The organism is Candidatus Thiosymbion oneisti (genome assembly GCF_900092655.1).
Classification (GTDB): domain Bacteria; phylum Pseudomonadota; class Gammaproteobacteria; order Chromatiales; family Chromatiaceae; genus Thiosymbion; species Thiosymbion oneisti.
In genome coordinates, this window is the sequence record NZ_FLUY01001526.1 from 1 (window position 1) to 8,036 (window position 8,036).

General features: G+C 58.9%; 7 protein-coding genes. 1 reads left to right on the top strand and 6 read right to left on the bottom strand.

Annotated elements, in window-relative coordinates:
* Nucleotides 1-213 precede the first annotated feature (213 nt).
* The 6 genes from BQ17_RS15470 to lolA all read right to left on the bottom strand — a co-directional run bounded on the left by BQ17_RS15470 (nt 214) and on the right by lolA (nt 7,670).
* On the bottom strand, nt 214-747 hold the full coding sequence (locus BQ17_RS15470; protein WP_089728561.1) for a cupin domain-containing protein: 534 nt from the start codon (nt 745-747) through the stop codon (nt 214-216).
* A gap of 152 nt (nt 748-899) precedes the next feature.
* Entirely contained in the window at nt 900-2,495 is a 1,596-nt protein-coding gene (locus BQ17_RS15475) for an AAA family ATPase (protein ID WP_089728563.1), read from the bottom strand.
* A gap of 307 nt (nt 2,496-2,802) precedes the next feature.
* Complete coding sequence (locus tag BQ17_RS15480) at nt 2,803-3,663, bottom strand: sulfite exporter TauE/SafE family protein (RefSeq protein WP_089728565.1); 861 nt, start codon at nt 3,661-3,663, stop codon at nt 2,803-2,805.
* Between the two features lie 65 nt (nt 3,664-3,728).
* Complete coding sequence (locus BQ17_RS15485) at nt 3,729-5,231, bottom strand: AAA family ATPase (protein ID WP_176722465.1); 1,503 nt, start codon at nt 5,229-5,231, stop codon at nt 3,729-3,731.
* A 318-nt stretch (nt 5,232-5,549) separates the two neighbouring features.
* The gene (locus BQ17_RS15490; RefSeq protein WP_089728571.1) at nt 5,550-6,914 is read right to left on the bottom strand and encodes a replication-associated recombination protein A; all 1,365 of its coding nucleotides are present in this window, start codon (nt 6,912-6,914) and stop codon (nt 5,550-5,552) included.
* A 72-nt stretch (nt 6,915-6,986) separates the two neighbouring features.
* Nucleotides 6,987-7,670, bottom strand: a complete 684-nt coding sequence (gene lolA, locus BQ17_RS15495) for an outer membrane lipoprotein periplasmic chaperone LolA (protein ID WP_089728569.1) — start codon at nt 7,668-7,670, stop codon at nt 6,987-6,989.
* Nucleotides 7,671-7,800: 130 nt separating this feature from the next.
* Here lolA and BQ17_RS15500 point away from each other — a divergent pair.
* Nucleotides 7,801-8,036, top strand: a 236-nt coding sequence (locus BQ17_RS15500) for a transposase (protein WP_500784425.1), incomplete at its 3' end; no start/stop codon positions are given.

Genomic DNA, 8,036 nt, shown 5'->3' on the forward strand with positions numbered 1-8,036 from the left:
TCCGGGCGGGCAGGCGTGCGGCCTGGGCACGGGCGACGCCTGGCTTGTAACCTCTCGCCATCAATCTCACCCTCTCGAATCTAGCCCGACCGGGAGTTTACCCTCGCCACGACCAAGGGCGAATTCTTTTACAGTCTCTCCAGCGTGGGAACGAGCGCGAAATTTCCAATGGAAGAACTCAACCGATGTTATCGGTACTTCGGCACTGCTGTACTAGATATTGAATTCCGGCTTACCTGTAAGGGCCTCTATCAACTTCGCTTCTCTTGGGTATTCTTTGAGCAACCGAGTCCTGTCTCCTCTTTCGAAATCATTGAAGTTGAAGCCAGGGGCCATTGTCGTGCCCATCAAAGCGAATCGTCCTCCATCCAGCAAGCGGGAGCCTTGCCACCAACCACTCTTGATACACAATTGTACTTTCATGGATTTTTCTATTTCGTGTCCCAGGATATGCCGCTCCGTTTTTCCATATGGCCCAAGAGCAAGCAACTCAACCGGATCTCCGATATAAAAGTGATATATTTCGTCCCCTTTCAGCCTATGTAAGATGGAGCAGGTATCCGGTGTCAACAAGTAAAAGATAGCTGTGGATACATTTCTCTCGTCCGGGTATTTGTTCTTCAGACAATCCGGGGTCAAGATCGAGCGACTGCGGTAGGTTTCTTTGCAGTATCCCCCTTCAAACAGCAACGGCTCTAACCCGAGAAAATCGATAATCTGTTGTGGAGTACTTATTCTTGATCCCATGTTTATCAATCAGGTTCAGAGTACTGATAGACAAGCCTCACGCGAAGTGAAAACACAGCTTCCACTTCGCTTCATTTTCAAATACCGGTGTACTTGAAAAATGGCGGGGCATCCATGCCCCGCGCGGTCACCCTGAATTTTTCAAGGTGCCCTTACATCCCCCACACCCCGATTCGGTATTTTCCATACTGCTCTTGTTTGACAAAGACCTTCTTCTCCCACGGGGTATCCGGGGTGCGATCGAAAACGACCAGATAGCCCGCTGCGGCACCGCCCCGGTCCATGTAGTCGGCGGTTTGAGCCCGTCCCTCTTCGATGGTCGCCTCCAGGGATTTGTGCAGGATCTTCAGCTCAATCACCGCCCGTTGCACAGGACCATGGAAGCCCTGATCCGCATCCAGGGGCCACTGCACCAAAAGATCGGTGCGCCGACGTCCCAGGCCATATTCCCGGTCGATGCGCCCGCCGCTATTGACAATGCGTTGCAGGAACGCCTGCATCATCAGCTGCGGCCCGGCCTCCTTGTAGCCGAAGCGTCCGGCCCAGGCATCGCCGTTCTCCCGGAAAAACTGCTGGAAGGCGTCGAGTAGTTTGGGGAGGTCGAGCCCTTTGTCTTCCCTGACATACCAAGCGGTTTCCTGGGGGATCAGGACCTGGGTGGTCCAGGTAAGGGTGCGGGGAATCACCTCCCGGTAGATGGGGTTGGCGATGGTGAGCTGGGGACGGGCACGGATGAGACCGAGATCCTCCACGTATTGCAGGTCATCTTCGGGAATGGTGCCGTCTTCTCCCGCGGTGTCGGCCAACATCCTGCCGATGACCCGATGCACCCGCTGTTCCTTCAATTTATCCCCCAACTGGTCGATATGGGTATCCCGCCGTTCGATGATCTGCTCGCGGGCATCTTGCATGACGCCCAAGGCGATCGGATGGCTGCGGATGCGGTTGTCTTTGGTTCTGAAGCAGGCCTGGTAGCCTAAGGCGTTTATCAGCCAAGGCTGACCATTGGTCTGCTCGAAGACATAATCGATCACTCCGTCCTCGAAGACCTGTCCGGTCGCCTCGGTATGTTGGGCGTAGAGGGCGGCGACATTGCCGTGGCTGAAGTTCCCCAGGCGCAACGACTCGGACTTGATGTTGAAGGCGCTGCCGCTGGTGATGACCTGGTTATCGCCGTCATGGATGCGGTAATCCCGCACGTCCCGCACCCCGCACAGGAGCACCGTTTGGGGGAAGGCCTGGGGGCGATCCGGGTAGCCGGCGCGGACCTGGCGCAGCAGGGAAATTAAGGTATCCCCTACCAGGGAATCCACTTCATCCAGGAGCAAAACGATGGGATGGTCGTTCTCTTCCGACCAGCGGGAGAGCAACCCCCGTAGGGCACCGTGGGGACCAAATTTACGCAGTACATCCTCGACCCCCTCCCACGGCCTCTGATCACCCAAGTAACGACGGGCGTCTTCGGCAATCCCACTGACAATCGTGCGCATGCCCGCTTCCACGTTCCCCCGCGCCGCCTGGGCCGGCTCCAGGTTCACATACAGGGCCCTATAGTCTGCCTCCGCGTTGAGCCTTTCCATCAGCGCCAACAGGCAGGTGGTCTTGCCGGTCTGGCGCGGGGCGTGGAGCACGAAGTAGCGTTTCTCCCGGATCAGCCGGCGAATTTCGTCCATATCCCAACGCGATAGCGCCGGGATATTGTAATGTTCGTCCGGTCTTACCGGACCTGCGGTACTGAAGGTCTTCATCGATGCCCCATAGCAGACTCTATCCGGGTCTTTGCGATGCCCCGCAGGCGGTATAGACGGTCTTTCAGATTCGACACCTGCATTGTAGTGGATATCGTGAGTCGTCCGCCGCCTCGGTGAGACATGTAAACTGAAAGTGCCTAACAGATCGGAATTTCCTATATTCAATTCCTGTCTCCTGATGGGAGTTATCCTTGAACCGCGAGCGAGCAAAAGGACGATGGGCCTGGTCGCCAACAACATGCGCCTCGCTTTCTCCTTTACCTGCTGACCGGATTGAAGGACGCCCGGAGGACACCTTGAAAAATCAAGGTGTCCTACGCGTTTCGCAGGCCTGATGAAAAAGACGCAACAACAGAAGACTGGAGGCGATTACCAAGATATTCCAGGCTAGCAGGGTCGGTGTCTGGGGCAGGATGAGAAGAGTACCGACGTACTGTACAAGGATCAGGACACAGATAAACCGCACGATATGCACCCGGCGCCAACGGCTCATGCACCAAGCCCCGAATGGCGCGCCGAACGCCACCACGGGCACGCACACCCACCAATAGTCCCAAGCCTCCGCGGCTAGGGTACCACTCGCACCGCCCCAGAGCATACCGGCCAGGGCATTGGTCCCCATCAGGATAACCGAGGTCGGGGTAGCCACCTTCTCACAGATACCGAACCGCAGCACCAAGACCGAGAACACCGCGATATCGATCCCACTGCCCAGAATGCCGCTGATGATCCCGCCTGCCAGACCTGCCGCGAACAGCTCCAGCCCGACCACCGAGCCGAAGCGACGGATGGTGGTCACACGGAAGCGGTTGGCGTATCGGTTTGTCCACCACAGCATCAGGCCGAAGCTGAATACCACGCTGGCAAATAGGGTCTTTACTACCGCGGCTGCCAGGAGTGGGGAAAGGACCTCGTAGCCGAACAACAGACCCGGCAGACCACCTATGCCGGCCCACAGCAGGGCCTTTTTCTCCACCGTAACCCACATCATGACGATGGCGGCACTGGCCGCCATCATCCCCACGGACTGGATCATCAGGGAGAAATCACGGGCCACGGAAGGACTGATATCAAACGCCAGCGTCATGACTGGAAAGGCCACCGCGCCCCCGCCCATACTGGTGGAACCGGCGACAAAGGAGCCCGCCGCCATGACCAGGGCCATAAAACCGTTGGGGACCCGACATTGTATGCTATCATTTAGTAATCAATCACTACTTCGAATAGCACTCACACTCGCACCACGACCACCGCCACGCCATGGGTCTCGATCTCTTCCACCTCACCCCGCTCCTCCCAAGGAATTGTCGCTTCCCGATCGAACAGGAGCAGATAGCCTTTCCGCAAGCCAAGCCGTTTGGTGTATTCCGAGACCTGCCGGGTGCCGCGTTCCACGGCCTTAGGGGCTTGGGCGAGTTTGAGTTCGATGACCTCCTTTTGCGTTGCCCCATAGTGAACCACTAGGTCGGCCCGCCGGGTGCCGAGGGCAAATTCCCGATCCACCCGCCCCCCATTGACGATACGCTGCAAATAGCCCATGAAGACCAAATGGGGCGCGGCCTCCTGATAGGGCAGGCCCCGCAGCAGAACCTCGCCGTTCTCCCGCCAGAATTCCAGAAAGCCTTCGATGAGCTTCATCATGTCCAGCATTCCATCCTTACCCACGAACCAGGCCGGGTCTTCCGGGATACTGGTCTGCACCTGATGGATCAAGACGCGGGCGATGATTTCGCTATAGATGGGATTGGCGATGCGTCGCGGACCGCCATCGGCTGCCGTTACCAGGCCAAGGTCCCTGGTATAGGAAAAATCGTCGTCATAGGTCGCATCCGCTACAACCTCTCCCACCATAATGGGTTCAATGACCCGCTTGATCCGGGGTTCTTGGAGGCGATGCACCAGGCTGTCGAGATGGGTATCGCGCCGTTCGATGATAAGCTCTTTGGCCGCCAGGACATGATCCCGTGTCACCGGGATACGCCGATCCTTGATCAACGCATCGAAATCGGTTGTCAACTGGCCAGCGAGGGCATTGACAAGCCATGGCTGTCCTTGGGTTTGATGAGAGATTTCTTGGACTGCCTCGTCCGTAAACCCCTGTCCCGTTTCGTCCTGGTGCTGCCGCAGCAGTGCCGCGGTTTCCTCGGACGTAAAATAACCGATGGACAGGGATCGAACTTTGATATTGAACGGGCTGGATGTTCCCAGGGTCTCGGTCTCCGATCGCACCTGAATTCTGTAATCCCGAATATCTTTGAGACCCACCAAGGCTATGCTTTGGGGAAAGGGCCTAGGACGAGTTGTGTAACCGTCCCGCAGCTGGCGCAGGAGGGAAATCAGCACGGGACCGGCTAAGGAATCGGCTTCGTCGAGGAACAGCACCACCGGAAGTCTGATGGCGTCGCTCCAGGCGGAAAGGTATCCCTCAAGGGCTATCAACGGCTCCCCTGTAAATTCCGCTACCTGCGGTGGTTGCAGCTCGCTGGGCAATGCATACTCCGACTCCCTCGAAACCTTTTCCAATAGCTGCGGCATGACCTCTCTCGGCCCTTCCGTCACGAAGCTTTCCAGGGAGACGGTGAGCGCGGCATATTTCCCCTCCGCCGTCAGTTTGCGGGATAGATTGCGTATCAAGGTCGTCTTGCCGGTCTGCCGAGGGGCGTGGATGACGAAATAGTGTTTCCCGTCTATCAGCTCGCGAACCTGGGGCAGACGCTCCTCGGGAGGGAGCATGTAGTGGTCTTCGAAAAGACAGGGACCAGCTGTGTTGAATCGTCTCGGCATTGGATCGGGGCTCTTTTATTTCTTGAAACCAACCATGATGGGGTAGTGTTCTAACTTTGTTTTTCAGGATTCGAATAGCGATGCTAATCAACACCTTGTGTCTTGGAAACAACAGAGTTACAACACTACCCCGATTTCGACTTCGACCTACCTTGGCTTTTCAACAGCTGGTTGGGCGTAGGAGAGGGGGCCTTACGGGAGAGGGGCTTTTGGGGCCTCATGCCTCGTCGGTCTGAGGCGATGCCTCGTTAGTAGCTGATAGCCGGCTCATTCCCTCCGAACCTTCCGATCCGCGGGCGCCGCTTCCCGTCCAGCCGCGGCCCGATCCAGCTCCCGCAAGCGTGCGAGCTTTTCGCGGATGCGGATTTCCAGCCCGCGGTCCACAGGCGCATAGTATCTGGGGTGGGGCAGGCCCTCCGGGAGGTAGTTCTCGCCCGCCGCGTAGCCCTCCGGCTCGTCGTGGGCATAGCGGTAGCGCTTGCCGTATCCCAGCTCCTGCATGAGCCGAGTGGGGGCATTGCGCAGGTGCACCGGGACTTCCAGGGAACCGGAACGACGGGCGTCCTCCAAGGCCGCGTTCCAGGCCTGGTAGACGGCATTGCTCTTGGCGGCACAGGCCAGATAGACGACTGCCTGGGCGACGGCGAGCTCGCCCTCGGGACTGCCGAGGCGTTCCTGCACCTCCCAGGCGTTCAGGGCCAACTCCAGGGCCCGGGGATCGGCAGTGCCGATGTCTTCGGAGGCCATGCGCACTACCCGCCGGGCGATGTAGCGGGGATCACAGCCGCCGTCGATCATACGTGCCAGCCAGTAGAGTGCGGCGTCCGGCGCCGAGCCGCGTACCGATTTGTGCAAGGCCGAGATTTGGTCGTAGAAGACATCGCCGCCTTTGTCGAAGCGCCGGACCTGTCCGGCGATCAATTCGGCGACCACATCGGCGCCGATCTCGCTGCCGTCGGTCAAGTCCACCGCCAGCTCCAGCAGATTGAGGGCGCGTCGGGCATCTCCGTCCGCCGCCTCGGCCAGGAGTCGCCGCTGCTTCGGGTCCAGGGTCAACCCCCGGTCCCCTGGGCCCCGCATGGGATCGGCCAAGGCCCGATCGATGACGCGCTCCAGATCTTCGATCCGTAACGGCTTGAGTACATAGACCCGGGCCCGGGACAGCAAGGCGTTGTTGAGCTCGAAGGAAGGGTTCTCGGTGGTAGCGCCGATGAAGATCAGGGTCCCCGCTTCCACATGGGGCAGAAAGGCGTCCTGTTGACTCTTGTTGAAGCGGTGTACCTCGTCGATAAAGAGGATAGTGCCGCGGCCCTCCCGTTCCCAGACCTTGCGCGCCTCGGCCACGGCCTCGCGGATGTCCTTGACGCCTGAGAGTACGGCGGAGAGCTTGCGGAAATTGGCCCTCGAATAGGCCGCCAGGAGACGCGCCAAGGTGGTCTTTCCGGTGCCGGGCGGTCCCCAGAAGACCATGGAATGGGGTCGGTCCGCCTCGATAGCCCGGCGCAACGGTTTGCCGGGCGCGAGGAGGTGGGACTGTCCGCACATCTCTTCCAGCGTGCGCGGCCGCATGCGGTCGGCCAGGGGTGCCGCGGGCGCAGTGGAGAAGAGCGGTTTAGGCACAGGGGTCGGCATGTCGGATTGCCAGCGCACTCCGAACGAAATCCGGCACAAGCAGCCGATCAGACCGGATGTGACAAAGTAGAATCAATCGATCTGCAAAAAATCGACGGCGCTGGATGCGTCGAAGTGGAACAGGTCCTTGTCGAGCCTCGGGTTACGTTTGGTCCCTGTAAAGACGAAGCGCGTGTGCTGACCGAAGCTGTCGTCCATCAGCAAGATATCGAGACGCTTGCCGGCGAAGCCGATGCGGATCCTCACCACCTGGGTATCCTTGGCCTTGGGCCGCAACTCGACCCATTCACGCCCGTCTCCGGCGTCCCAGGGGGTCACCTTGAAGTGACGGTCGACAGGCCCTTCCATCGCCAGCAGCTGGGCCGGCGTGCCACCCAAGGCCTTGGCCTGGCTCTGGTGGGAGACCTGATCCAGCTCCAGATCGTGCAGCCACACGCGCTTGCCGTCGGCGACGATGATCTGTTTGACCGGACTCTCATATTCCCAGCGAAATTGGCCGGGACGCTTGAGGTAGAAGGTACCCTTCGATTCCACCCTGCGGCCCCCGTCGACATTCAGGGTAATCTGCCTGAAGTCGGAGACCAATGACCTGAGCCCCCTCAGGTAGTCCTGCAAGCGCTCGGGACCGGTGGCGGCCGGCGCCGGGCCGCACAGCAGAAGCGCCGGCAGGATCAGCCAGGAGACTATCGGCCGGAGGGACGCGGCGAGATAGGGGATGTTTCCTTTCGGCGCTACCGGATTTCGGATCGATTGCATGTAAATCGCTCAACAACAACTTAACGATGGAGACCGGATTGGTTAGAGTATAAGAGATATGATTTTCATCCGGTAACTATTCAGCTACCCCATCGGCAAAGTGATCGGCAGGATTGAGCTGCCTGGTTTTTTGGAATGGCTGCAGGAGGGATTAGTCCCGAGTTACCGCATCAGCGCTGAGTTTCGACGGGTCAACGGGAGCGCGTTGCGGGCGGCCAACCGTGATTTCATCGTGCTGTGCCAAGAACTCGAGCTGCTGGGCAGAGAAACCATCGGCATCGACGGCTCATTTTTCCAGGCCAGCGCCAGTGACGCCAGCATCAAGACCAAGAAGCGTTTGGAAACCGAACTCAAGAAGATCGAGCG